Annotated in this window: 22 protein-coding genes and 2 tRNA genes; 16 read left to right on the plus strand and 8 right to left on the minus strand. The window is 65.2% G+C overall.

Annotation, left to right across the window (positions count from 1 at the left end):
- Positions 1-9 precede the first annotated feature (9 nt).
- From ACSS7Z_RS03500 to ACSS7Z_RS03530, 7 genes are all read left to right on the plus strand, one after another.
- A complete protein-coding gene (locus ACSS7Z_RS03500) occupies positions 10-504 on the plus strand; it encodes an FBP domain-containing protein (RefSeq protein ID WP_438253095.1) in 495 nt (164 codons plus the stop codon).
- A 57-nt stretch (positions 505-561) separates the two neighbouring features.
- Positions 562-1,359, plus strand: coding sequence for an enoyl-CoA hydratase/isomerase family protein (locus ACSS7Z_RS03505; protein ID WP_438253096.1), 798 nt, complete (start codon positions 562-564; stop codon positions 1,357-1,359).
- A gap of 93 nt (positions 1,360-1,452) precedes the next feature.
- The gene (locus ACSS7Z_RS03510) at positions 1,453-2,559 is read left to right on the plus strand and encodes a hypothetical protein (protein ID WP_438253097.1); all 1,107 of its coding nucleotides are present in this window, start codon (positions 1,453-1,455) and stop codon (positions 2,557-2,559) included.
- Positions 2,560-2,567: 8 nt separating this feature from the next.
- A complete protein-coding gene (locus tag ACSS7Z_RS03515) occupies positions 2,568-3,362 on the plus strand; it encodes an inositol monophosphatase family protein (protein WP_438253098.1) in 795 nt (264 codons plus the stop codon).
- 187 nt (positions 3,363-3,549) lie between these two features.
- Complete coding sequence (locus ACSS7Z_RS03520; RefSeq protein ID WP_438253099.1) at positions 3,550-4,650, plus strand: M23 family metallopeptidase; 1,101 nt, start codon at positions 3,550-3,552, stop codon at positions 4,648-4,650.
- A 67-nt stretch (positions 4,651-4,717) separates the two neighbouring features.
- Positions 4,718-4,789, plus strand: a tRNA-Thr gene (locus tag ACSS7Z_RS03525).
- Between the two features lie 34 nt (positions 4,790-4,823).
- Positions 4,824-4,897: transfer RNA gene (locus ACSS7Z_RS03530), tRNA-Met, on the plus strand.
- 94 nt (positions 4,898-4,991) lie between these two features.
- On the opposite strand, the gene ACSS7Z_RS03535 is transcribed toward ACSS7Z_RS03530, so the two are convergent.
- Both ACSS7Z_RS03535 and ACSS7Z_RS03540 read right to left on the minus strand, forming a co-directional pair.
- Positions 4,992-7,223, minus strand: a complete 2,232-nt coding sequence (locus tag ACSS7Z_RS03535; protein ID WP_438253100.1) for a heavy metal translocating P-type ATPase — start codon at positions 7,221-7,223, stop codon at positions 4,992-4,994.
- Positions 7,224-7,269: 46 nt separating this feature from the next.
- Positions 7,270-7,479, minus strand: a complete 210-nt coding sequence (locus tag ACSS7Z_RS03540; RefSeq protein ID WP_438253101.1) for a heavy-metal-associated domain-containing protein — start codon at positions 7,477-7,479, stop codon at positions 7,270-7,272.
- Between the two features lie 110 nt (positions 7,480-7,589).
- Between ACSS7Z_RS03540 and rraA the strand changes: the two genes are divergently transcribed.
- Positions 7,590-8,057 carry a ribonuclease E activity regulator RraA gene (gene rraA, locus ACSS7Z_RS03545; RefSeq protein ID WP_438253102.1) on the plus strand — a complete coding sequence of 156 codons (468 nt, stop codon included), beginning with the start codon at positions 7,590-7,592 and terminating at the stop codon, positions 8,055-8,057.
- 98 nt (positions 8,058-8,155) lie between these two features.
- Here rraA and ACSS7Z_RS03550 read toward each other — a convergent pair whose 3' ends face one another.
- Positions 8,156-9,463 (minus strand): M20/M25/M40 family metallo-hydrolase, encoded by a 1,308-nt coding sequence (locus ACSS7Z_RS03550; protein WP_438253103.1) that lies wholly within the window; start codon positions 9,461-9,463, stop codon positions 8,156-8,158.
- Positions 9,464-9,560: 97 nt separating this feature from the next.
- Between ACSS7Z_RS03550 and ACSS7Z_RS03555 the strand changes: the two genes are divergently transcribed.
- Genes ACSS7Z_RS03555 through ACSS7Z_RS03565 form a run of 3 tightly spaced genes read left to right on the plus strand, consistent with a single transcriptional unit; the run spans position 9,561 to position 12,258 of the window.
- Positions 9,561-10,490, plus strand: coding sequence for a MetQ/NlpA family ABC transporter substrate-binding protein (locus ACSS7Z_RS03555; protein ID WP_438253104.1), 930 nt, complete (start codon positions 9,561-9,563; stop codon positions 10,488-10,490).
- Between the two features lie 32 nt (positions 10,491-10,522).
- Positions 10,523-11,584 carry a methionine ABC transporter ATP-binding protein gene (locus ACSS7Z_RS03560; RefSeq protein WP_438253105.1) on the plus strand — a complete coding sequence of 354 codons (1,062 nt, stop codon included), beginning with the start codon at positions 10,523-10,525 and terminating at the stop codon, positions 11,582-11,584.
- A complete protein-coding gene (locus ACSS7Z_RS03565) occupies positions 11,581-12,258 on the plus strand; it encodes a methionine ABC transporter permease (RefSeq protein ID WP_438253106.1) in 678 nt (225 codons plus the stop codon). Before ACSS7Z_RS03560 ends, ACSS7Z_RS03565 begins: the two co-directional genes overlap by 4 nt.
- 6 nt (positions 12,259-12,264) lie before the next feature.
- On the opposite strand, the gene ACSS7Z_RS03570 is transcribed toward ACSS7Z_RS03565, so the two are convergent.
- The 3 genes from ACSS7Z_RS03570 to truA form a co-directional block, all read right to left on the minus strand.
- Positions 12,265-12,933 (minus strand): endonuclease/exonuclease/phosphatase family protein, encoded by a 669-nt coding sequence (locus ACSS7Z_RS03570; protein ID WP_438253107.1) that lies wholly within the window; start codon positions 12,931-12,933, stop codon positions 12,265-12,267.
- 49 nt (positions 12,934-12,982) lie between these two features.
- Complete coding sequence (locus ACSS7Z_RS03575) at positions 12,983-13,873, minus strand: hypothetical protein (RefSeq protein ID WP_438253108.1); 891 nt, start codon at positions 13,871-13,873, stop codon at positions 12,983-12,985.
- 168 nt (positions 13,874-14,041) lie between these two features.
- Positions 14,042-14,884 (minus strand): tRNA pseudouridine(38-40) synthase TruA, encoded by an 843-nt coding sequence (gene truA / locus ACSS7Z_RS03580; protein WP_438253109.1) that lies wholly within the window; start codon positions 14,882-14,884, stop codon positions 14,042-14,044.
- Between the two features lie 22 nt (positions 14,885-14,906).
- Here truA and ACSS7Z_RS03585 point away from each other — a divergent pair, with 22 nt between their 5' ends.
- On the plus strand, positions 14,907-16,874 hold the full coding sequence (locus ACSS7Z_RS03585; protein ID WP_438253110.1) for an acyltransferase family protein: 1,968 nt from the start codon (positions 14,907-14,909) through the stop codon (positions 16,872-16,874).
- A 219-nt stretch (positions 16,875-17,093) separates the two neighbouring features.
- On the opposite strand, the gene ACSS7Z_RS03590 is transcribed toward ACSS7Z_RS03585, so the two are convergent.
- The gene (locus tag ACSS7Z_RS03590) at positions 17,094-18,089 is read right to left on the minus strand and encodes a putative endonuclease domain-containing protein (protein WP_438253111.1); all 996 of its coding nucleotides are present in this window, start codon (positions 18,087-18,089) and stop codon (positions 17,094-17,096) included.
- A 342-nt stretch (positions 18,090-18,431) separates the two neighbouring features.
- Between ACSS7Z_RS03590 and rplM the strand changes: the two genes are divergently transcribed.
- From rplM to glmM, 3 genes are read left to right on the plus strand one after another with little or no spacing between them, the layout of a single operon-like run.
- A complete protein-coding gene (gene rplM / locus ACSS7Z_RS03595; RefSeq protein WP_438253112.1) occupies positions 18,432-18,878 on the plus strand; it encodes a 50S ribosomal protein L13 in 447 nt (148 codons plus the stop codon).
- A 29-nt stretch (positions 18,879-18,907) separates the two neighbouring features.
- Positions 18,908-19,393 (plus strand): 30S ribosomal protein S9, encoded by a 486-nt coding sequence (gene rpsI, locus ACSS7Z_RS03600; RefSeq protein ID WP_438253113.1) that lies wholly within the window; start codon positions 18,908-18,910, stop codon positions 19,391-19,393.
- 14 nt (positions 19,394-19,407) lie between these two features.
- A complete protein-coding gene (gene glmM, locus ACSS7Z_RS03605) occupies positions 19,408-20,766 on the plus strand; it encodes a phosphoglucosamine mutase (protein ID WP_438253114.1) in 1,359 nt (452 codons plus the stop codon).
- Between the two features lie 195 nt (positions 20,767-20,961).
- Here the strand turns inward: glmM and ACSS7Z_RS03610 are convergent, their stop codons facing one another.
- Entirely contained in the window at positions 20,962-21,903 is a 942-nt protein-coding gene (locus ACSS7Z_RS03610; RefSeq protein WP_438253115.1) for a Ppx/GppA phosphatase family protein, read from the minus strand.
- 150 nt (positions 21,904-22,053) lie between these two features.
- On the opposite strand from ACSS7Z_RS03610, the gene ACSS7Z_RS03615 reads away from it, so the two are divergent.
- Entirely contained in the window at positions 22,054-22,884 is an 831-nt protein-coding gene (locus ACSS7Z_RS03615; RefSeq protein ID WP_438253116.1) for a MurR/RpiR family transcriptional regulator, read from the plus strand.
- Positions 22,885-22,967: the final 83 nt, after the last annotated feature.

The raw sequence follows: 22,967 nt of genomic DNA on the forward strand, positions 1-22,967 counted from the left end.
ACTGGACAGATGCGAGCGCTCACAGAATCTGAGGTCCGTGCATCCTTCATCAACGCCACGAAGGATGAACTCGCCCTCATCGAGATGCCGCACGATTTCCTGCTGCTCGATTGGGAGTTCAACGACTTTCTCGCCTGGCGTGACCCGGCCTCGAGTAAACGTGGCTGCGTGGTGGTCCAGACCGATCAAGGCGTGACCGGCATCGTCCTGCGGCCAAATGACCCCGGCCGCACGCGCTCCGGAATGTGCAACATCTGCCATACGATGCAGCCGGGAAATCAGGTCGCGCTGTTCACTGCTCGTCGTTCCGGTGCGGCTGGGCACCGCGGTGACAGCGTCGGCACGTACATATGCGCCGATCTTTCCTGTCACGAGAGTGTGCGGCTGGCGCATCCGCTCGCGCCCAATGAAGTGCGCGCCGAAGGGCAGGTCGACTTCCGGTTGGACGGCACGCGCCGACGGATGGAGCGTCTCGTCGCGCGTGTGCAGGAGGAGACCGGTTGACTTCGGGTCGCAGCTAAGCTGAATCCCAGTCCCACCCAGTGCTTCAAAGGAGATGCCATGAGCGATGCCATCCTGTTCTCGGTCGATGACGGCCTCGCGCGTTTGACGTTGAACCGTCCGACCCGCCTCAACGCCTTCAACGCCGATCTGGCTCAGGCATGGCGTGACGCGACGATCGAAGCGACGACGCGAGATGATGTTCGGGCGATTCTGCTCGATGCCTCGGGGCCAGCCTTCTGTGCGGGCGGCGACGTCCTCGACATGGCGACGACGATGGGTGAGGGCTCGCAGATCGCCGATCTCGCCGGCGTCATCAATATCGGCATCCGTGCCCTGACAGAGTCCGCGATCCCGGTGGTGGCGGCAGCGCACGGTACGACGGCGGGTGGTGGCCTCGGCATCCTGCTCTGCTCGGACTACGCCGTCATCGGCGGACGATCCAAAGTAGGCAGCCTGTACGCGAATATCGGACTCACCCCTGACCTGTCGGTATCCGCGCAGCTCGCCGCCGCTATCGGACAGCGCCGCGCTTTGCAGCTCGTTCTGCAGGACCGCCTCCTCACAGCCGAAGAGGCGCTCGAGTGGGGGATCGCCGCCGAGATCGTGGCAGGTGCGGATGCCGCGGAAGAAGCAGACCGCGTGCGCTCGCGAGCCGAGGAGATCGCACGGTTCTGGCTCGCCGGTGCAGCCAGCGCCTACGGCCAGGCCAAGCGGCTGGTGCGCTCGCGCCCCGAACGCACTTTCGTCGATCAGCTGGCAGAGGAAGCACGCTCTATCGGGGCCGCTTTCGACACGGCGGATGCGAAAGCCCGCGTCGCGGCGTTCGCCGAAGCATCCGCGAAGAAGGCGCGCTGACGCGTCGGGTTTATCCACACTCCCGCAGCTCAGCGGTATCCGACGGCGGCGCGTGGCAGGATGAAAGCAACGACGGCCGAAGAGGGGACCACCATGTCAGAGGTCACAACAGTCGAGGCTGGGAAGACGAACGCCTCCCTGCTGATCAGAGGGGCGATCTGGATCGCTATCGGCGCGTTGATCGCGGCCGCCATCGTCTGTGTCATCTGGGTGCTTATCGGCAACCAGGACGGCATCATCGGCCGTGCGTTCCTGACGATCCTGCTGCTCGCGGCCTTTGCCGGCGTTGCGATTCTTGAAGCCAGCCTCGCGCCGAACCGTCCGGACTGGCTCGCGCTCGCCAGCATGATCACCTGGATCGTCGCGCTGCTGGTCGGTGCGATCAAGATTTGGATGCCCGAGGCTCCGGACGAGTACACGATGGGTGTCGGACGCTTCTTCATGCTGTTGCTCGTCGTCGGTGTGCTGCAGCTCGGTCTGCTTCATGCGCGACTGTTCACGGCTGCGGCGCAGCGCTACGTGACGACGTTCACGCAGGTCATCTACTACGTCACGATTTCGATCCTGGTCGGACTGGTTGCACTGCTGGTGTTCTTCCTGGCATTCCCGCACACCTTCGACTACGGCGACCTCTACTGGCGCATCGTCGTTGCGCTGGCGATTCTTGCCGCGGTCGGAACCACCCTCATCCCGCTGCTGAACGCGCTGTTCGCTCCGAAGAAGCCAGCTGCGCCGCATGGTTACGCGCCGAACTCGTTCGCGAGCTCTTCACCAGCGCTTGCCGCGCCGCCGGTCGCCGCCCAGCCGTGGCCGACATACGCGGACGGCGCGACCCCGTTGCCCGTGCTGCAGGACGGATCACCGGACTGGAACGCCTATTACACCGGCTATCCGACGCAGCAGCAGGCGTGGATTGAGACTTCTGCGCAGGGCTTCCCGGTGACGCCGGAACCGGTCGCGCCGGAGCAGGCCGCACCAGCACCGGAGCAGCCTGCGCCTGCGCCTGCTCAGCCTGCGCCTGCGCCTGTCCAGCAACCTGAGCCTCAGCAGCCTGCGCCTGTCCAGCAACCTGAGCCTCAGCAGCCTGCGCCTGTCCAGCAGCCTGAGCCTCAGCAGCCTGCGCCCGGCCAGCATCCGATTCCTGGTCAGCATCCGACTCCTGGATCGTTCCCTCCTCCTCCGCCGGCGCCGCCGCTGTGAGCCGAGAAGTGAACGACGTTCGCCGACTCCGGGAGTTGGCCACGGATATCGCGCGAGAAGCGGGCGAGCTTGCCCGCCTGCGCCGAGCCGAAGGCGTTCTGCTGGCGGCAACCAAATCAACTGTCGCTGACATCGTCACAGAGGCCGACCGTGAAGTAGAGCAGCTCATCCGCGACAGGTTGAGTGCTGAGCGCCCGGGTGACGGATTCCTGGGTGAAGAGTCGGGCGGAGCGGACAGTGCAACCGGCCTGACCTGGGTCGTCGACCCGATCGACGGTACGGTGAACTATGCCTACGGCATGCCCGCCTATAGCGTCAGCATTGCCGTGGTCGAGGGGAACGCCGACCCGGAGACGTGGATCGGGCTTGCCGGAGCTGTCTACGCTCCTGTGCTCGGTGAACTGTTCACCGCAGCGCGCGGTGAAGGAGCATGGCTGGGGGAGACGAGGCTCTCCGTCAACGCTGAGGCTCCGGCCGGCGCGTTGCTAGCGACCGGTTTCGGCTACGATCCGACGACTCACGATGGTGACCTCGCTACCGTGCGCCAGATCATGCCGCTCGCACGCGACCTACGCCGGATGGGCTCCGCTGCGCTCGATTTGAGCTATGTCGCGGCCGGCCGACTTGACGGCTACTTCGAACGCGGCTTGCGCCCGTGGGACTTCGCCGCCGGTGCGCTCCTGGTCACCGAAGCCGGTGGTGTCGTGACGAGAACGGATACAGCATCCGAGCGGCCGATGCTCGTTGCTGCTGGGCCCGAGATCCACGCCCAGATTTCTTCTGTTCTCCACAATGAGAGCTAGACCGTCGCACATGGCATTCACAGACCGATCACGGTAGTGTTTACCCGTTCGTTATCTTCGTAGCCCGAACTTCGAAGATCTTCCCCCCGATTCCCAAGTACCCGAGAGAACCGTTTTGCCCTTCGACTCCCCCCTGGCTGAACCTGTGCCAACGCGCCGTTCCAGCCGCGCACGGACCGCGAATTCGGTGACTCCGAACGGCACTGGCTCGGCCCCTGAGCAGCCGCTCTCGCGTCGTGAAATCCGTGAGCGTTACCGTGCGGCAGCCGCCGAGACGCAGATCGTTGACGAGTCGCTTGTCGCGGATGTTGCGCAGCAGGTTGCTGCTGTCGCCGAGGTGTTGGTCGAAGCTGTGGCAGACCCGGCCGGACAGGTTCGCGTGGAGTCCGGGGCTTCGGATGTCGTCGACGAACCAGATTCTGACCTGTTCGTATGCGCATCGCGCGCGTTTCGCGCGGTTGCCGCGGAGCCGTCGATTTTCGATGCCGCTCGCGAGCAGTCGCTTCCACCCGAGGCCACCACGATTCATGTAGCACCGCGGCGCAGCAAAGCTCGCCGCAAGCTGCTGGCCGTTGGTGCCACGGTGGGAGTCATGGGTGTAGCCGGCATGCTCGCGGTTTCGATGACGCTTCCGGCAGAAGCAGTCGCGGCGGTGCAGGGCACCCAGAACCAGACGGTGACGTCGCTGGTTACTGGCTCGCAGGTTGTCGCATCCGACGTCGCTGAGGACGAGATCCAGGCGTACGTCGCGTCCTCCGACGTGCAGAACGACACGATTGAGCGCACCGAGAGCTTCTCGACGGCTTCGCTCATCGATCTCGCTGCGGAAAAGGGCATCCAGTACTCGAACAACCTCTACACGAATGATCCGGACGCTGCTATTCAGTGGCCGTTCGTGGTCGGTGTGTCGATGAGTTCCGGCTACGGGGCGCGCTGGGGTCGCATGCACGAGGGTATTGACCTGGTGCCCGGTGACGGCGCTCCGGTGCAGGTGATTGCCGACGGTACAGTGCGCACGGCGACCGAATCCGGCGGCAACTTCGGGGTCACCGTATACGTGGATCACGTCATCGACGGCAAGGTCATCACGAGCCACTACTCGCACATGCAGTACGGTTCCCTGCGCGTCAGCGCCGGAGACAAGGTCAAGGTCGGCGACATTGTTGGACTGGTTGGAAACACCGGCCGCTCCTACGGTTCGCACTTGCATTTTGAGCTCATCGTCAACGGTTCGACCATCGATCCGCTGCCGTGGCTGCAGGAGAATGCGGGAAGGTACGACTACTAACCGTCTCGGTTTTTGAGAACGCCGAATAACTGGTATTCTCGTATGGTTGCCTCAGCGAGGTAACAACGCCCCGATAGCTCAGTGGCAGAGCACTTCCATGGTAAGGAAGGGGTCCCGGGTTCAAATCCCGGTCGGGGCTCGCAGCATTCGCTTGGGAGAGTGGAATGCCTTGCGGCAGGGTAGCTCAGTTGGTGAGAGCGCACGACTCATAATCGTGAGGTCGAGAGTTCAAATCTCTCTCCTGCTACAGATAGAAACCCCCGGGAAGTCGGGGGTTTTTGCGTATCTGACAGCCGAACTACGATGCCGGCATTCAGACACCGAGATTCACCCCGCGGCGGTCACTGCGTCACGCTGCGAAACCGGCGTAGCCGCAGACTGTTGCCCACCACGAACACGCTGGAGAACGCCATGGCGGCGCCGGCAAGCATCGGATTGAGCATTCCGAGCGCTGCGATCGGGATCGCCGCGACGTTATAGGCGAAGGCCCAGAACAGGTTCGACTTGATCGTGCTGAGCGTCCGGCGTGACAGCCGGATCGCATCTACGGCACTGAGCAGATCGCCGCGGACGAGCGCGATATCGGATGCTTCGATCGCGACGTCGGTGCCGGTGCCCATGGCGAGCCCCAAATCTGCCTGGGCTAGCGCAGGCGCATCATTTACGCCGTCTCCAACCATGGCCACGACCCTGCCCGAGGCTTGCAGCCGCTTGATGACATCGACCTTGTCCTGCGGAAGAACCTCGGCGATCACCTCGTCAATGCCCACGGCGGCGGCGATGTGCTGCGCCACGGCATTGTTGTCTCCGGTCAGCAGGATGGGCTTCAGCCCCAGGGCCACGAGCCCGCGGATCGCCTCGGCACTGGTCGGCTTGACTGTGTCAGCCACGACCAGGACGCCGCGGGCGGCGCCGTCCCAGCCGACAGCGACAACCGTTTTGCCTTCGGCCTCGGCCTGGGCCTTCGCGGCGGCGACGCCAGGGGAGAGGGTGAGCGACCAGTCGGCAAGCAGCGACTCGCGCCCGACGACGACGCTGTGCCCCTCCACAACCCCCTGCACGCCCTTGCCCTCGATGTTGCGGAAGTCTTCGACCGCGGGCAGCGGTGCCGGTGCGGCCTTCGCGACAGCCTGAGCGATTGGATGCTCGGATGCGTGCTCGAGCGCTGCGGCCAGGCGCAGCAGCTCATCAGCATCCGTTCCGTCCTCCGCGATGACGTCGGTGAGTGTCATGCGCCCGGCGGTGACGGTGCCGGTCTTGTCAAGCACGACCGTGTCGACCTTGCGCGTGGACTCGAGAACCTCTGGGCCCTTGATGAGAATCCCCATCTGCGCGCCGCGACCGGTACCCACCAGCAATGCGGTCGGAGTCGCGAGACCCAGGGCGCACGGGCAGGCGATGACGAGCACTGCGACGGCAGCGGTAAAGGCTGCCGATACCGGGAATCCGGCGACGAGCCAGCCGACAAGAGCTGCAGCAGCGATCACGATGACGATCGGCACGAATACACCGGAGATCCGGTCGGCGAGTCGCTGGACCTCGGCCTTGCCGGTCTGCGCATCCTCCACGAGCGTGGCCATCTGTGCGAGCTGGGTATCCGCTCCGATGCGCGTCGCGCGCACCACGAGACGCCCGCTGGCGTTGACGGTCGCCCCGGTGACGGCATCCCCCTCGCCGACCTCCACCGGCACCGATTCGCCGGTGAGCATCGACGCATCCACGGCCGAATTGCCCGAGGTCACGACTCCGTCGGTGGCGATCTTCTCGCCGGGACGCACGACGAACTCGTCGCCCACACGCAGTTGGTCAACGGGGATGAGCGACTCGACACCGTCGCGCAGCACAGCGACATCCTTCGCGCCCAGCTCGAGAAGCGCCCGCAGAGCGGCGCCGGCCTGACGTTTGGAACGCTTCTCGAAGTAGCGTCCGGCGAGAATGAACATCGTCACACCCGCGCCCACCTCGAGGTAGATGTTCCCAGCACCGTCCGAGCGGGAAAGCGCGAACTCGAAGCCGTGCGTCATGCCCGGCATGCCGGCGGTTCCGAAGAACAGCGCATACAGCGACCAGAAGAACGCCGCGAGCGTGCCCATCGAGATGAGCGTGTCCATGGTCGCGGCGCCGTGCTTCAGGTTCGTCCAGGCGGCTTTGTGGAACGGCCACGCGCCCCAGACGATCACGGGGGCAGCCAATGTCAGCGACGCCCACTGCCAGTACGTGAACTGCAGCGGCGGAATCATCGCCATCAGGATCACCGGCACAGTGAGAAGGACCGAGATGATCAGCCGTTGGCGCAGGGCCGTGAGCTCAGGATCCGCGTCGGATTCGATGGGAGCCGCCTTTGGCGAGGGAAGCGCAGCGGTGTATCCGGCCTTCTCCACCTCGGCGATCAGGAGCATCGGGTCGATCCCGGCGGGAGCGGTGACCTTCGCCTTCTCGGTCGCATAGTTGACCGTTGCGGCGACGCCGTCGAGCTTGTTCAGCTTGCGCTCAATGCGGTTTGCGCACGACGCGCAGGTCATCCCACCGATCTCGAGCTCAACGCTCGCGCCTCGGGTTGTGGGGGTGCTCATCGGGTGCTCCTCGGAAACGGCGGATGGAAGGACGGGATTCCTTGTGTCAGGCGCGGGTCGCTGAGTACCCGGCCTCGTCAACGGCGGCCAGGATGGCGTCGTCTGCGATCGGGCCGGATGCTGTGACGACGAGCGTGCCGCTCTGTGCGCTGACCTCGACCGACTCGACCCCGGCGACCTGGGTTACTTCTTCGCGAACGGACATCTCACAGTGTCCGCAGGTCATTCCGGTGACCTGGTATTCGATCGTGCTCATCGTCTGCTCCTCTGGTCGTCTGCTCGGATGCCCCGGCGGGGCCGTTCACTCAGAGTAACAGAGTACCCCAGGGGGGTATTCCGAATCTCTCGTTATGTCATGATGTCGACATGTCCATCGCCACCGCTGACCTCTACGACGAGCTCGGAGAGAGCATCCAATCCCTGCCCATCCAACTGCGCAATTTCGGGTGCAGATCCGCATTCGATGGTCCGATCCGCACGATTCGTTGCCTCGAAGACAATGCCCTCGTGAAATCGATGCTGGCAACGCCCGGCGAAGGTGCTGTTCTCGTCGTCGACGGAGCTGGGTCGCTGCAGACAGCACTCATGGGAGACCTGATCGCCGCATCCGCCGTCGCGAACGGTTGGGCCGGGGTCGTCATCCACGGCGCCATCCGCGACAGCGTCGCGATCGCTGGCCTCGACCTCGGAGTCAAAGCGCTGGGAACGAACCCACGCAAGAGCGGCAAGCTCGGCACGGGCGAACTCGATGTCGATGTCACGTTCGGGGGAGTGATGTTCCGCCCCGGCGCGCACCTGTACTCCGACGAAGACGGCATCCTCGTCCGCCGTTGACCGCGAAACTTCGCTTGTGTCACCAAAACAGTGTGTTTTAGAGACACAAGTGAAGTCTCGCGGTGGGGGGCGGTGGGGGGCGAGGGGGGACGAGCTGGCTATGCCGTCTGCAGGATCCGCGCGGTCGCGCGGGCGCTGAAGTACAGGGCATCCACCGGTACGCATTCATCGACCGCATGGAACTGGCCGTAGACGTCGAAGTCGTCCGGAACGCGCAGTGGCACAAACCCATACCCGTGCACTCCCAGCCGGGCGAAGTGCTTATTGTCCGTGGATGCCGGCAGCAGATAGGGCACGACGACCCCACCAGCATCCTCGTCTGCGATAGCGGCGCGGATCACCTCGATCAGCGCCGAATCTATCGGAGAGTCGATCGGATCCATCGACCGGAACTGCTCGACCTCGACGCCATCACCAGCGAGCAGTTCGAGCTCGGCCAACAGGGAAGCCTCACCCTGCGGCAGCGCTCGATAATCGATGATCGCCTCGGCCCTGCCGGGGATGATGTTGCTCTTGTCGCCGGCGCGCAACACCGTGACGGCGGCCGTGTTCCGCGCTGCTGCGGCGATAACACGTCCGACGAACCCGATCTCTTCCAGCTCAGCATCCAGGTTCGCATCGCTGAAAACGACACCGCGCGCATGCCCGAACTCGGACAGGAACTTCGTCAACGCGGGGGTACGCACGACCGGGAAGCGGTGTTCACCGATCCGCGCCACCGCGCCCGCTAGCCGCGGCACGGCATCGCTCGGTCGCGGCCTCGACGCATGCCCCGCCTCACCGCGCGCGGTCAGCCTCACACTGCCGACGCCCTTCTCCGCCGTCGCGATCAGATAGGCGCGGCGGTCGGAGTCCAACGGCACCGAGAACCCGCCCACCTCGCTGATGGCCTCACTCGCACCCGTGAACAGCTCGGGCCTGTTGTCGACCAGCCACGATGCGCCCCAGACGCCCCCGCTCTCCTCATCGGCGAGGAACGCGAAGATCAGATCACGACGAGGACGGATGCCGGAACGAGCGAAGTGGCGGGCCACTGCGAGAATGACGCCGGCGAAGTTCTTCATGTCGACGGCGCCACGGCCGTACAGCAGCCCGTCCTCGATTTCGGCGCCGAACGGCGGATGAACCCAGTCCTGCCCGCTCACCGGAACGACATCGAGATGCGCGTGCACGATCAGCGCCGGGGCATCCGGATCGCTCCCGGACAGTCGCGCGACAACACTGCCGCGACCGGGAACAGGCTCGACGAACGTCGTGTCGATTCCCACCTCAGCCAGCCTCGCCTGCACGAAGCGGGCGGCGCGCGTCTCACCATCACCGATCGTTGCCGCATCCCCGGTGTTGACGCTGTCGATGCGGATGAGTTCGCGCACGAAGCTGAGCGCTTCGTCTTCCAGAAGAGTCACGCCATCACCGTACAGCGATGATCGAGCGGGGGAGGCACGTTACGCGGCGTTACCGTCGGAGTAGGGGCGGGCGTGAGCGCGTGGTTCACTCGCTCTCGTGAATAAAACCCGTGTGAACAAGAAGCTCCTGTCCGTTTTCGGCGTCCTCGCAGCCGGTGTGCTGACGATGTCGATGGCGGCCTGCGCGGGTGGTGGCGCCGCGGCTTCCGGAACGGGCGAGGCCTCCGGCAGCGACGAAAGCAAGATCGTGCTCGCCGCCGATGACGGTGTCGAGGCACACTGGACGATCCTCAAGGAGAAGCTGGCCGACGAAGGCATCGAACTGGAGGTGCGAACCCTCACCGACGGTGTGCAGCTCAACCAGGCCGTTCAGGACGGCGAAGCCGACATCAACCTGTTCCAGCACCTCATCTTCCTCTCCGACTTCAACGTGAACAGTGGCGGAACCCTCGTGCCAGTCGGCGCTACGGCGGTGTACCCGCTCGCGCTGTACTCGGAGAAGTACACCGATGTCGCAGACATCCCCGCGGGCACGGTTGTCGCGATCCCGAACAACCCCACCAACCTCGCACGTGCTCTGCTGAACCTGCAGCGCGCAGGTCTGCTTGAGCTGAAGGACGGCGGCGACGCTTTCTCCTCCGAGGCGGACATCGTCGACAGCAAGATCGAGATCCTCGCGGTCGACTCGAACCAGACCGTCACCGCTCTCAAGGACGGCAGCGCTGGAGCAGCTGTCGTCAACAACACCCAGGCGCAGAAGGGCGGCCTCGGCGACGACGTCATCATCTTCAAGGAAGACCTCGACAACCCCGAGCTCGCGCCCTACATCAACGCGTTCGTCGTGAAGGACGAGAACAAGGACGATCCGCGCTGGGCCACGCTCATCGAGGCCTACCACTCCACCGAGGTCGAGGCCGCGGTCGCTGAGTTGAACCAGGACAACCTGCAGTTCAAGGGCGACTGGACCGCAGCGGATCTGCGGGCCGAGCTCACCACCCTCGAAGACCAGCTGCGCGAGAGCAAATAACGCAGACGAGCACGCGCACGACGACGGGTCCCATGAACAGCATCATCACGTTCGAACAGGTCTCCAAAGCGTTCCCCGGAACGCGCAAGGGACCCGTCGTCAACGCACTGCAAGACGTTGATCTTGAGGTCTCCAGCGGATCGATCATCGGAGTCATCGGATACTCCGGCGCCGGTAAATCCACGCTGGTTCGCCTCATCAACGGGCTCGAGAAGCCCAGCTCCGGCACGGTGAAGGTCCTCGGCACCGATGTCGGTCGGGCTTCCGAGAGCGAGCTGCGATCTTTGCGCGGACGCATCGGGATGATCTTCCAGCAGTTCAACCTGTTCGCCTCGCGGACGGTGCGCGGCAACGTCGCGTATCCGTTGAAGGTCGCCGGTTGGAAGAAGGCCGACATCGGTCCGCGCGTCACCGAACTGCTCGATTTCGTCGGCATCGGCGACAAAGCCGACCGGTTCCCGCGTGCGCTCTCTGGCGGGCAGAAGCAGCGCGTCGGCATCGCCCGTGCGATCGCCGCGAACCCCGAACTGCTGCTCGCAGACGAAGCCACCAGCGCTCTCGACCCGCAGACCACAGGTGAGGTGCTGGCGCTGCTGCGCGAGATCAATCGCACTCTCGGCATCACGATCGTCGTCATCACTCATCAGATCTCGGTCGTTCACGAGCTGTGCGATCAGGTCGTCGTGATGGACGGCGGCCGGGTCGTCGACAGCGGCGACACGTACCGTGTGTTCGCGCATCCGCGGGCCGAGCTGACCGAGCGCTTCGTCGCCGCTGTCACGCAGGGCGTACCAACCGGCGAGACTCGCGAAGCCCTGCTCGCCGGCGGTGGCACGCTGATCAGCGTCGACATCAACGAGTTCACCAGCGAGGATGTTGACGAGATCTTCGAGAAGCACGCCGTGCGCCGCGCGGTCGTCTTCGGCGGAGTCACGGATATCCGCGGGCGCCAGCTCGGCACGCTCACGTATCGCGTGCAGGCGGCGGCGGATGCCAGCGCCGCTGTCGTTGCCGATCTCTCCGTGCGCACCAGGGCCGAGGTTCTCCGCGCCGAAGGTGCAGTCGCGGCATCCGGATCGGCGGTCGCAGAATGAACAGCGCAAAACTCGCCACCGACTGGAGTTCCCTCAGCCCGGTGCTGATGCAGTCGATCCAGGAAACCATCTACATGGTGGTTGTCACGTTGCTGATCGGCGGTGTGGCAGGTCTTCTGATCGGTGCGGTGCTCTACGCCACGCGCCCCGGAAACCTGTTCGGCAACCGCGTCGTGTTCAACCTGATGAACCTGGTGATCAACGTCATCCGCCCGATCCCATTCATTATCTTCCTCACCGCCGTGGGGCCGGTGACAAAGGTCATCGCCGGAACGACCCTCGGCACGGACGCTGCGATCGTGCCGATGACGATCATGGCGGCGGTCGTGATCGGCCGCGTCGTAGAACAGAACCTCGTCGCTGTTGATCCCGGCGTCGTCGAGGCGGCCCTCGCGATCGGCGCGAAGCGCATCTCTATTCTGTTCGGCGTCGTGATCCCCGAGGCGCTTGCGCCGTTGATCCTCGGCTACACGTTCATGTTCATCGCAGTCGTCGACATGTCGGCGATGGCCGGATACATCGGCGGCGGCGGACTCGGAAACTTCGCGATCATCTACGGCTACCAGCAGTTCAACCAGGAGGTCACCTGGGTCACCGTCGCGATCGTCATCGTGATCGTGCAGGTCGGTCAGCTGCTCGGCAACTGGCTCGCGCAACGCGTGCTGCGGCGGTAGGGCCGCTCAGTCCACCTTCGCGGTGACCAGAATCGGTCGGTGATCGCTGGAGCGCTGCGGCAGGGTGCGGATGCTGTCGATTGTGAAGCCATCAGAGGTGGCGAAGTCGTAGTGCCCCTTGAACACTCGATACCGGGTGTAGGTGCGGTCGTCGCTGAGCGTCAGCGTGTAGCCGTGGTCGCGCACATTCTGGCTGAGGCTCTCCTTGAACACCGGGTAGTTGTAGTCGCCCACCATGAGCACCGGCAGCCCTACTCCCATCGTCTCGAGCTCGGACAGCGCAGCGCGGATCTGATTCCGGCGCAGCGAGTTCAGCGCCGTGAGAGGGGCGGCATGGAAAGATGCCACGATCAGCTCGTGTCCGTCGTCGATGTCCAGCAGACGCACTCCGAGCACACGCTCGTGAGCGGGCTTGAGAACGCGGTCATGCATCGACTTCTTCAACCCGAATGTGCGAATCTCCTGCAGTCGGAAGGTGTTCGTGCGGTAGTAGATCGCCAGCCCGAGGCGGTTGCCGTGCGTGGCATCCGCAAGCGCGAGGCCGCCGATCTCGTCCGGCAGGGCAGCCACGTCGCATTCCTGGAGGCAGAGAAGATCCGGCGCGTGCTCGGCGGCGAGCTCCTCGAGCTCGGTTGCAGCACGGTGTTTGCGTAGGTTGTACGAGATGACCTTCACACCGTCCACGCTACTGCGATCTGCCGCGTGATGGACGACCAACCGGTGCTCAGTCGTCGAAGCCCCACCGCACTCCCAGCGTGGCCGGACCGAAACCGAACCGGAACACGTGCACTGAGGTACCTGCCACCTCAAGCGACCTGACGGCCTCACCCTCCCCGGCATCGACGAACTCCTCGCACCAGTCCGCAACAGCATCCGGATGGAAACGCACCCAGATCGCCGTCTGCCGTGCGGGTCTGGACACCGCGTGAGACGCCTGCCGAGTCTGCGGGTACCCCGGTGCATACAGCTCAGTGAACTCGATCATCGTGGTCCCGCCGGCAGGGACAGGCCGGTCGAGTGTGAGAACGTCGCACACGACCTTCCCACCCGGATGCACATACGGAGGGGCGAGCGTGCCACCGATCACGTTCACTATCTTCTTCGGCTCGACACCTGGCTCGGGGACGAAATCGAACAGGGGCACTGACGTCATGCTGGGCATCGTGGACTGTACCAGGGCGCGCATCGTGACGCTCTCCACCGCACCGTTTGAACCGACCTCAACCGTGGTCAGCGTGCTCAGATCGCGAAGCCCCGAAGACGGAGTGGTACCGAGCACTTTGGTGATCTCCTCGATCGCAGCGCTGATCTCCGCAGCGCTCGGCACGTATGCGGCAGGGAGCGCGCCGACTCGTGCAATGGGTTGAATGAGCTCACTGAGGCTGCCGGGACTCAGCCCGAGCAATGCTTCGATCTCGTCGACGGCGGCGCGTGAGGTGGTGCCTTCGGGATGTCGATCTCCTGAGCGCCAGTAGCTCAGCGTGGCCATCGACACCGGAGTGGCCCGATCGTGCAGGTGCCGATGAAGCCAGGTGAGCGAGACATCGCGTGCGATGATCGCCTCGCTCAGCGCAGCGGCGAATCTGCGGTCGTAGTCAGAATCGTTCTTCGTCACAGTTTCCCCCGATCCCTGTGAAGAACCCACCAATAAGGTCATTGTACGGTTCCGATCGCGTCCCTCCGGATGCCGGGGCCGTCGTATCGCGGGGCGATCAATGGGGCTTCGTCCGCTCGATCGACTATCCGGTGGCTGCTGGGGGGAGGCCACCGGGTAGTGGCACTGCTACTCGAAGTTGCGTCGCGCCCTCGTCTGCTCGGCGCGCACGGCGAGGAGATCATCTGACGGATAGCCGACCTCAGTCAGTGTGAGTCCGCGCGCGGCGAGGACGGCGAAGCGGCTCGTGCGCTCCAGTGCATCGCGCAGTGCGACGAGGTCACTGACATCGAGTCTGCGGGAACCCACGGCTGCGCACGCACCAACCAGCGCCCGCACCATGCTGTGGCAGAAAGCATCGGCCTTCACCTCGGCGACCAGTGCCCCGTCGGCATCGCGTTGCCAGCGATAGTCGAGAAGGGTTCGGATCGTCGTCGCGCCCTCCCGCGGCTTGCAATAGGCCGCAAAATCATGGAGTCCGATCAGCGACTGCGCCGCAGCATCCATCGTCTCGACGTCGAGCTCACCCCGGATGCTCGTGGTGTCGAGGCGGCGGGCGGGGTCGAAGCCGGTGACATCATCTGCGAGGCGATAGCGATAGCGGCGCCACACCGCCGAGAATCGGGAATCGAAACCGGTCGGCGCGAGCGAGGAGCGGTGCACGGTGACATCTGGGTATGAGCCGAGCACCCCGCGCACGCGGCGAGCTATCGACTCCGCCGGGCTGTGGGCGCTGCGGCCATTTCGCGATTCGAGGCGTGCCCATTGCGGCTCGGTGAGATCGAGATGCGCGACCTGGCCGGAGGCGTGCACTCCGGCGTCCGTTCGTCCGGCGACGACGAGATGCACCGGGGAGCCGACGATCCGCTCGAGTGCCGTCTCCAGCGATCCCTGCACCGTGCGCAGCCCCGGTTGCTTCGCCCAGCCGCGGAAGTGGGTGCCGTCGTAGGCGATGTCCAGCCGAATTCGCACCTGGCCAGCTTAGACTGGGCTTTTGAATTCTTCTCGGCCGCACGCCGATGCATACCTCTCCACGATGACGCAGACTCCTTCCTCCTCCACGCGCTTCGCGGGCCTCGACGGCCTGCGTGCAGTCGCCGTCATCCTCGTTGTCGTCTACCACCTCTTCCCGGCACTTCCGTTGCCGGGCGGATTCGTCGGTGTCGACGTCTTCTTCGTGATCAGCGGGTTCTTGATCACCTCGCTGCTGCTGCGTCCCTCGCACCGCGGACCTGGTCGACTGATCGATTTCTGGCGCCGTCGCGCTCGTCGACTGCTGCCCGCGCTCGTGGTCGTGATCACGGTGTGTGCGACAGTGGCGTGGCTGCTCGGCGGCGACCTGCTGGTGGGAATGGGCAGGCAGGTGCTGGGGGCGGCCACTTTCAGCTACAACTGGCTCGCCGTCGCGGACGGAACGGACTACTTCACCGCGACCGCCCCGGAGCTGTTCCGCAACTTCTGGTCGCTCGCCGTCGAAGAGCAGTTCTATGTGGTGTGGCCGTTGCTACTTCCGCTGGTGCTGCTGATCCCGGGACGATGGTCGCGCGTCGCGCTCCTCATGGTCGCAGCCGGCGGGTCGGCCTGGTGGATGGCACAGCTCGTGTCGGCCGGGGAGGTCACACGCGCCTACTTCGGAACCGACGCGCACGCTTTCGGGCTGCTGCTCGGCATTGCGCTGGCTCTGGCCACGGCCGGTATGCCCGATCGGGAATGGATGCGCCGGCGGGGGATGCAGGTCTGCGCGCTGCTGGTGGGGATCGTCGGCATCGGAGCGATCGTCGTTGCCTCGACGATCCCGGAATCACCTGATCTGGTGACATTCCCCGGAACCCTGTTACTGGCGACCGCCGGCAGCGTGCTGGCAGTCTTTGCCGGCATCTGGCCGGGGTCCTGGTTCGGCCGGGGAATGGATGCTGCACCGCTGCGCTGGGTTGGGGACCGCTCCTACGGCATATATCTCTGGCACTGGCCGGTTCTGGTCCTGGTGCTGTCGGGGGTGCGTGGCTACGGACCGGAGGGCGGGGTGCCGTGGGCGGAGGGAATGTTGGCGCTCGTGCTGTCGCTCGTCGCCACGGCGCTTTCCTATCGCTTCGTGGAGCAGCCGCTTCGCCGTTACGGTTTCCGGCGCTCTCTGGGCGCGCTCGGGAGGCGGATCACGGGAAGGCCGCTCGCGCGCTTCGCCGGACTGGCAGCCTTGACCGTCGCGCTCATCGCCGTGGCCGGAACCTCTGCCGCGATCGTGCAGGCGCCGCATGCGACCTCGGCGTCGGCTGCGATCCACCGCGGCGAGCAGGCTGTGCAAGAAGCCGCGTCCGCGTCGCCGTCCGAGTCTCCGTCGCCGTCTGCGTCCGCATCGCCGGCGGCTTCGGCTTCGGCTTCGCCCGAAGCATCCGACGATCAGATCGTCATCCCGGAAGGCGTGGATATCACCGCCGTGGGTGACTCGGTGATGCTGGCGTCGGCGCCATCACTCATGCAGAAGTTTCCCGGGATCAGCGTGGACGCGGAGGTGTCCAGATCGATCTGGGCCGGGCCCGACATTCTCTCGGCTCTGGCCGGGAACGGGCAGTTGCGCGAAAACGTCGTCGTCGCGCTTGGCACGAATGGGCCGGTCGATACGGGCGTGCTCAATCAGATGCTGCAGATCATCGGACCGGAGCGGCATCTGATCCTCGTCAACGCGGTCGCACCGCGCGACTGGATTCCGGGCGTGAACGCAGACCTTGAGGCGTTCGCCGACAGTCACCGTCGGGTCTGGATCGCGGACTGGTCGGGTGCCATCGCTCCCCATCAGGATCTGCTCGCCGGCGACGGGATCCATCCGGCGGCAGCCGGGGGAGACGTGTTCGCCGAATCGGTTTGGTCTGCTTTCGAGGGGATCGAGAAGGAGCGGCTGCGGGCCGAGAAGCGATACGAGCACGCGCCATCCGGCCGCGCTCATCACGTACCGTTCCCCGCGTAGCGCCACGCCGACGCGGCGCGCCCGCTCGCGGAGGTGTCGCTTGGTGTCGGGAGCGGGCGCTTGGCGCGGCCGTTTGCGACACCCGCTTCAGCGCGGCGTGAGTTCGGTGGGTCGGGCATGCGCGGGAGGTGTCGCTTGGTGGCGGGAGCGGGCGCCTGGCGCGGCCGTTTGCGACACCCACGCGAGCGGCGTGGCGCGGCTTCGCTGCGTGACGGATGCTCAGCCGACCCAGCCGTGGCGCTTGAGAGCTGCGGCAACCCGCTGCACGGCATCCGCCTCGCGACCGCGAATGTGTGATGAGGTCAGGCGGATGGTCTCCCACCCTGCTTCGACGTAGGCCTGATACTTCTCGATGTCACGATTCCATTGACCTCGGGATGTGCGATGGTGATCGCCCTCGACTTCCACGACCACTCGATATCGCGGGTACACGAACTCGGAGATCCCCAGTCGGGTGCCGTCGTAATGGATCTCCATGTCAAGCTCAGGGTCGGGCAGGCCTGCAGCCGCGGCATCCAGTCGGAACTCCGTCTCGAGTACGGAGGAACTTCCCACGCGGATCAGCCCCAGGGCTTCGTGAAGCTTCTTCGTCGACGGTGGACGCGGACCGCGGGCGAGTTCGGTGGCAAGGTCAGCGATGGTGGCGCGTGCAAACTCCGGATGCTGAAGCCCGAAGTTGTCGCGAGGAATCTGCACGAGCGCATCACCAATCGCCACGAGATCGCGCAGGTCATGATCACGGCCGAGCATCGCCCAAGTGCTCGCCGGACTCGTCAACCGCAGACCCTCGAACTGGCCGATTGTGACAAGATGCTCGGCTACCTTCCGCCCACGCACGCCCTTCGCCCGAGGTGCGCGTTGCGGCGCGACTACTGCGACGTCCAGCGCGTCAGGGAACTTCACCGGCAGGCTGTCGCCGATCACCGCCGCCGTTGCGCCGCAGAAGAAGGCGCCTGGCGGCATGACCATCGCATACGCGTGCGCGTCGTCGATCAGCTCTTGGCGCTTGCGGCGGAACTCGGCGTACGGCTTATTGTCTCTTTCGGCTGCGGCACCCCGCTCCTCGATGAATCTGACGCTGCGGCGCACGCCGCGGAAGGGGCGGGTGAGGTCGCGTGCGCGCATCCTGCGGCGGGTGGCGCCGGCATCGGACGCGCGGCGAACAGAGAACTGCCCGCCGAGTTCCGGTGGGAGAGGTCGGGGAGATGGGGACATATTGGCAACTGTGCTCGTCGAGGTGGATGCTCGGGATGCCGAACACCACGAACCGTGGAGAACTCGGTCCCTTCGGAACCTGTGCAGGGAGGGTCGCGGGTTGCGGAGGTGGCGCGTGTGGTCGCGGTGCGGCCGGGTGTGCGGCACGAGGTGACCCCTGCCACCGAGGCGCCCCTCACGCCGATGTCCATTTGGCCGCATCAGGCTGATGGCGTAAGCTATATCTTTGGTACTCGACTGCCGAGTGCCACGAACGTGAGCCCTCCACTGGCGTGTTCCTCAGGGAACCACCCCGGAGTGGGATTCACGAACCTCTCCGTTCGACAAGAAAGCAGCACTATTGTGACGCGTACATACACCCCGAAGGCCGGGCAGATTCAGCGTGACTGGGTCGTCATCGACGCAAACGACGTCGTTCTCGGTCGCCTCGCCTCGCACGCCGCAGCGCTCCTGCGCGGCAAGCACAAGCCGACCTTCGCCCCCCACATGGACTCCGGTGACTTCGTCATCATCATCAACGCCGACAAGGTTGCGCTGACGGGTCAGAAGCTCCAGAAGAAGAAGGCTTACCGCCACTCGGGCTACCCGGGCGGCCTGAAGGCGGTCACCTACGAGGAGCTCCTCGAGAAGAACCCCGTCCGCGCTGTCGAGAAGGCCGTCCGCGGCATGCTCCCCAAGAACAGCATCGGCCGTCAGCAGCTGTCGAAGCTCAAGGTGTACGTCGGTGCTGAGCACCCGCACGCCGCGCAGCAGCCTCAGACGTACACACTCGACCAGGTCGCCCAGTAAGCGCCGCAAAGATTACGAAGGACATTCTCGTGGCTGATACTCAGGACACCACCGAAACCCCTCAGAACTACTCGACCTCCAGCGCGGAGACCACGGCAACGGAGACGGCTCCCCGTCCCGTGCTGAACGTCCCCGGCGCAGCCGTCGGCCGTCGCAAGCAGGCCATCGCCCGCGTGCGTCTGGTCCCCGGCTCGGGCACGATCACGGTCAACGGCCGTACGCTCGAGGACTACTTCCCGAACAAGCTGCACCAGCAGCTGATCAACGACCCCTTCACCGTGTTGAACCTCACGGGTGCGTACGACGTGATCGCACGCATCTCGGGTGGCGGCGACTCGGGCCAGGCCGGCGCACTGCGTCTCGGCATCGCCCGTGCCCTCAACGGCATTGACGTTGAGAACAACCGTCCGACCCTGAAGAAGGCCGGCTTCCTCTCGCGTGACGCCCGCGTCATCGAGCGCAAGAAGGCTGGTCTCAAGAAGGCCCGCAAGGCGCCTCAGTACTCGAAGCGCTAAGGTCCACAGTCCCGATGCCGCTTTTCGGCACGGACGGTGTGCGAGGACTTGCCAATGGCATCCTCACCGCCGACCTCGCGCTCACCCTGGCCCAGGCGACAGCTGTCGTCCTGGGCCAGGGCCGCACTGCAGAGACTCGCAAGTCCGAGGGCAAGCGGCTCTCCGCCGTGGTTGCCCGCGACCCGCGCGTCTCCGGTGAATTCCTCGTAGCCGCTGTCTCTGCCGGCCTCGCAGCATCCGGCGTCGACGTTCTGGACGCTGGCGTCATTCCGACTCCGGCGTTGGCATTCCTCGTCAACGACCATGATGCCGACTTCGGCGTCATGGTGTCTGCCTCGCACAACCCGGCACCCGATAACGGAATCAAAATCTTCGCCCGCGGTGGCGTAAAGCTCCCGGACGTCGTCGAGCAGCGCATCGAAGCGGCAATGACGGGGGAGATGCTTCTTCCCACCGGTGAAGGCGTCGGTCGTATCCAGCGCTTCTCCGACGCGGAGGACCGCTACAAGCTGCACCTTCTCGCGTCGCTTCCGCATCAGCTCGACGGCATCCACGTGGTGCTGGACTGTGCGCACGGCGCAGCATCCGGAGTCTCACCGGAGACATTCAAGACCGCCGGTGCCACGGTCACCGTCATCGGGGCAGAACCCGATGGAATCAACATCAATGACGGTGTCGGCTCGACGCATCTCGACAACCTCGCCGAGGCGGTGGTTCGACTCGGCGCTGACGTCGGCATCGCACATGACGGCGACGCAGACCGCTGCCTCGCGGTCGACGCCGACGGCAATGTCGTCGACGGAGACCAGATCATGGCGATTCTCGCCGTGGCGATGAAGGAACGCGGACACCTCACCGACAACACGCTTGTGGCGACCGTGATGAGCAACCTCGGTCTGCATATTGCGATGAAAGAGCACGGCATCACCGTGCGCCAGACCGCTGTCGGAGACCGTTACGTTCTCGAGGACATGAACGCCGGCGGTTTCGCGCTGGGCGGCGAGCAGTCCGGGCATGTCATCATGAGCGAATTCGCCACCACGGGCGACGGTGTGCTTTCCGGGCTGCATCTGGTGGCCGAGATGGCGCACCAGAAGAAGTCGCTCGCCGAACTTGCCAGCGTCATGACCGTGTATCCGCAGGTCCTTATCAACGTCCGAAACGTTGATAAGGAGCGCTGCGCTGACGATGAGGGCGTGCAGGATGCCGTCGCCGCAGTGACGGCGGAACTCGGAGACACCGGACGAGTGCTGCTGCGCAAGTCCGGCACGGAGAACCTCGTGCGTGTGATGGTCGAGGCCGCGGACGTAGAGTCCGCTCAGGCGCACGCGGAGAAGCTCGCCGATGTGGTCAAGGAGCGGCTCGCGCTCTGAGTGTCGGCGCCTGCTGAGTGCGACCCTGCTGAGTGCGCCCCGGCTGAGTGCGACCCTGCTGAGTGCGACCCGGCACACTTGCAGGGCGTATGCACGGATGTCGGGGCATCCATCGGCGTTTCGCCCTGCAGCCGTACGATCACCCTGCAAGTGTGCGGCGATAGGGCTGCTAGGCGGGTCTGTCGACCTCGCGCGTCAGATCCCGACGCCGCCCCAGCTGAGCGATTCGGTGTAGCGCACCAGCACCCCTTCGCGCAGTGCCCAGGGTGAGACTTCGAGCTCATCGAGGTTGAGCATGCTCATCGCCGTATGCAGGCAGACGGCGGCGGCGACGATCTGGAACGTGCGATCGGGCGTGATTCCCGGCAGCTCTTGACGAGCGGATGCTGGGATGCGAGCGAGCCGTGGAATCCACGATTTCAGGGCCGAGCGCGACATCACTGTGCGGTTGAATCCCAGCCCGGACACTTCGCGACCAGCAAGGTTCGCCAGCGACCGGATCGCTTTCGACGAGCCGACGATGTGATCAGGGCGGGGGAGGGCGTTGAGCTTCTCGGTCACTGGTGCGAGCACCGTTCTCGCGTGCGCGCGCAGCAGCTCGACAGCATCCTCACCGGGCGGATCCTCCGGCAGGAACTGCACGGTCATGCGCCCAGCCCCGAGCGGGACGGATGCTGCGATCTCCGCGGTCTCGTCCGCGCCGGCCGCGAACTCGAATGAGCCGCCGCCGATATCGAGCAGCAGGATGCGTCCGGCATCCCAGCCGAACCAACGCCGGACGGCGAGGAATGTGAGATCGGCCTCCTGCTCGCCGGTAAGCACCTGCAGGGGCTGACCGAGAGCCTTCTCGATGCGCGCGATGACCTCGGTGCCGTTGGCCGCTTCACGGATCGCGCTGGTTGCCGTGGCCAGCAGCGTCTCAACTCTCTCAGCCTCAGCGATGTGCCGCGCCCGGGTGACGGCGGCTTCGAGCGCACGCACGCCCTCCTCGCTGATCGCGCCCTCGGGTGTGAGAAAGCGCATCAGGCGCACCACAGTGCGGTCACTCGTCGTCGCGTGCGGACGGCCACCGGGGCGGGCATCCGCGGCGAGGAGATGGACGGTATTCGAACCGATATCGAGGATTCCCAAGCGCACGGAAAGAGACTACGCGCATCTGGCGTAACTGCGCGGACAAGCGCATCGGCGACGGCTCGTGGTGACCGCGGGTCGGCGGACCGATGAACGGCACGTGAACTCGCATGGCTTGCGCTCAATGCAAGTGAAATTGCGCATAGCGTCCAGAACGTGCTCATCACCGACCTCGCCAAGAACCACGGTTCCGCGCTGACCGCGACCGACCGTCGACTCGTCGCCGTGCTGCAGGCACGACCTGCAGAGGCCGCATTCTGGCAGGCAGCCGAGCTCACCGATCCCCTGGGCCTGCACCAGTCGGCTGCCACGCGTTTCGCGCAGCGTCTGGGGTTCGACGGGTACCCCCGGCTGCGCGACGCCCTCCGACAGGACTACCTAGCTGGCTCCGGCCCCTCCCAGCGGATCCGAGGCCGTCTGGAGCGGCATCCGGACGACGTCATCGGTGGATTCGTCGACGACGAGATCGCCGCTCTGACAGCCCTCCCACAGCACATCAGTCAGGATGACCTCGACGACCTCACCGCCCGGGTGCTCGCCGCTGGACACGTGTACCTCTTCGGACACGGCAACGCCACCGTATTGGTCGACCTGCTCGAGCGCCGGCTGCGCCGCAGTGGCATCCGCGTCACCGCCCTGGACGGTCCTGTCCGCGATGTCGCCGAGCAGCTCGCCACGCTCAGCGAGGGCGATCTCATCCTCTCCTGCGCTTTCCGTCGGGCACCGCGCGACCTCGTACCCGTGCTCGAGCTCGCACGTGAGACCGGCGCATACACCGCGCTGCTCACAGACACCCTGCTTTCGCTGTCGCCCCAACCGGATGCTGTGCTCGCAGCACCGCGCGGCGGTGGGGACGAGTTCCTCACGTTGACCGTCCCTATGGCCATCGCGAACGCCCTGATTCTCACCATCGCCCGCCAAGCGCCCGACCGCGTCCTGCGCTCGCTCGACCGTCTCGAGTCTCTGCTCGAGCGCTTCGACCGGTGACACCGGCTCGCAGCATCCGTCCCACCGCATCCGTAGTCGCTTACCCCGTACGCCCTCGAAATTCCCTTGAAAATCCCTCGAAA

The sequence above is a fragment of the Microbacterium wangyouchuni genome, from assembly GCF_051546305.1.
Taxonomy (GTDB): Bacteria; Actinomycetota; Actinomycetes; order Actinomycetales; family Microbacteriaceae; genus Microbacterium.

What these genes read in the sequence shown, in the direction of transcription:
- ACSS7Z_RS03560 (WP_438253105.1), top strand. Translation starts at nt 10,523, where the DNA reads ATGAACAGCATCATCACGTTCGAACAGGTCTCCAAAGCGTTCCCCGGA.
- ACSS7Z_RS03540 (WP_438253101.1), bottom strand. Translation starts at nt 7,479, where the DNA reads ATGAGCACGATCGAATACCAGGTCACCGGAATGACCTGCGGACACTGT.
- glmM (WP_438253114.1), top strand. Translation starts at nt 19,408, where the DNA reads ATGCCGCTTTTCGGCACGGACGGTGTGCGAGGACTTGCCAATGGCATC.
- ACSS7Z_RS03505 (WP_438253096.1), top strand. Translation starts at nt 562, where the DNA reads ATGAGCGATGCCATCCTGTTCTCGGTCGATGACGGCCTCGCGCGTTTG.
- ACSS7Z_RS03500 (WP_438253095.1), top strand. Translation starts at nt 10, where the DNA reads ATGCGAGCGCTCACAGAATCTGAGGTCCGTGCATCCTTCATCAACGCC.
- ACSS7Z_RS03565 (WP_438253106.1), top strand. Translation starts at nt 11,581, where the DNA reads ATGAACAGCGCAAAACTCGCCACCGACTGGAGTTCCCTCAGCCCGGTG.
- rraA (WP_438253102.1), top strand. Translation starts at nt 7,590, where the DNA reads ATGTCCATCGCCACCGCTGACCTCTACGACGAGCTCGGAGAGAGCATC.
- ACSS7Z_RS03510 (WP_438253097.1), top strand. Translation starts at nt 1,453, where the DNA reads ATGTCAGAGGTCACAACAGTCGAGGCTGGGAAGACGAACGCCTCCCTG.
- ACSS7Z_RS03535 (WP_438253100.1), bottom strand. Translation starts at nt 7,223, where the DNA reads ATGAGCACCCCCACAACCCGAGGCGCGAGCGTTGAGCTCGAGATCGGT.
- ACSS7Z_RS03590 (WP_438253111.1), bottom strand. Translation starts at nt 18,089, where the DNA reads ATGTCCCCATCTCCCCGACCTCTCCCACCGGAACTCGGCGGGCAGTTC.